Annotated in this window: 1 protein-coding gene; it reads right to left on the minus strand. The window is 40.8% G+C overall.

Annotation, left to right across the window (positions count from 1 at the left end):
• The coding region (gene nrdD, locus C1G53_RS06820; RefSeq protein WP_238139116.1) for an anaerobic ribonucleoside-triphosphate reductase at positions 1-343 on the minus strand (343 nt) is incomplete at both ends.

The following is a 343-nucleotide window of genomic DNA, read 5'->3' on the forward strand; positions in this document are numbered from 1 at the left end:
TGTAATCCAAATCATGGTAATGAATATCGCCTTTTTGGTGGGCATTGGCCACATGAGCTGGTAATAATTTGAGACCGATAGACTTTCCGACAATACCTGCTGTCAGGTCCCGTTGCGTATTGAACACATCCGCATCCTTATTAGCGTTTTCATTGACCACAGACTGGTCCTTGCTCAACAGCTTATGAATTTCAAAATTAATATCGGTAGCCTGATGACGGCGAAAATCACGGCGTGTTCGGTATTGAATATAAAGCTCCGCCAAATCATATAAATGAGCCTTTAACAATTCCTGTTCAACGACCGTTTGAATTTCGTAAATTTGAACATCTTTCTCAAATCG

This window comes from Streptococcus suis, from assembly GCF_002960445.1.
Lineage (GTDB): Bacteria > Bacillota > Bacilli > Lactobacillales > Streptococcaceae > Streptococcus > Streptococcus hyiners.